This is a genomic window from Bradyrhizobium sp. 141 (assembly GCF_023074055.1).
Taxonomy (GTDB): Bacteria; Pseudomonadota; Alphaproteobacteria; order Rhizobiales; family Xanthobacteraceae; genus Bradyrhizobium.
Map to the genome: position 1 here is coordinate 1 of NZ_JADPKR010000049.1, position 717 is coordinate 717.

Genomic DNA, 717 nt, shown 5'->3' on the forward strand with positions numbered 1-717 from the left:
ATCAACGTCCCACGGACGAAATGTCTTGCTCATCCATCGTTTGAATCACGATGCTTGTGCTTCGTCGAGAAAAATCAGATTACTCAGACAGGCTCCTAGCCTGAAGAGCTGCACCGCGTTGACTGCGGTCTATGCCGCCGGATTACGGGTTTCGGAGGTCGTTTTCCTCAAGATCGCAGATATCGATAGCCGGCGGATGGTGATCCGTGTCGAGAAGGGCAAAGGCGGCCGGAATCGTTACGCCATGCTCTCCCACAGCTTCTGAAGATTCTGCGGTCTCCTGGCGGCTGACCCGACCGACACGCTGGCTGTTTCCCGGTCGCGATGGCGAGCGGGCGCTTGAGCCCGCCGTGCTGCACGCCGCCTGCTGTTCAGCCCGTATCGCGGCCGGTCTGAGCAAGCACGTGACGGTGCACACGCTGCGGCACAGTTTTGCCATCCATCTTTTGGAGAACGGCGCCGATATCTGCGTCATCCAGGTGCTGCTCGGAAGGGCGACATACTGCCCGCGAACAACAGGCTGAAGCACGCATCACTTACCGATTTCATCCTCGCTTCGGGGAGACGGTAGGTGTTAGGCGGCGGCTTGAGCGAGGTGGCGCCGCGTTTCTCGTTGTGCACCAACTTGACGGCACCTTTGCCTGCCTTCCGGCGTGGATGACTGACGAGGCTGCGTCCCGATTCGAGATCAGCGTTGAGCCGCATTTTCCCCTGAAT

At 59.4% G+C, this 717-nt stretch carries 3 protein-coding genes; 2 read left to right on the forward strand and 1 reads right to left on the reverse strand.

Annotated features, from left to right (window positions below; genetic code table 11):
• A partial coding sequence (locus tag IVA81_RS40395; protein ID WP_253075486.1) for a tyrosine-type recombinase/integrase occupies positions 1–265 on the forward strand: 265 nt, incomplete at its 5' end.
• An 85-nt stretch (positions 266–350) separates the two neighbouring features.
• The gene (locus tag IVA81_RS40400; protein ID WP_346659390.1) at positions 351–524 is read left to right on the forward strand and encodes a tyrosine-type recombinase/integrase; all 174 of its coding nucleotides are present in this window, start codon (positions 351–353) and stop codon (positions 522–524) included.
• Here IVA81_RS40400 and IVA81_RS14370 read toward each other — a convergent pair.
• On the reverse strand, positions 472–717 hold a 246-nt coding region (locus tag IVA81_RS14370; RefSeq protein WP_247318953.1), incomplete at its 5' end, for a hypothetical protein. The genes IVA81_RS40400 and IVA81_RS14370 overlap by 53 nt on opposite strands.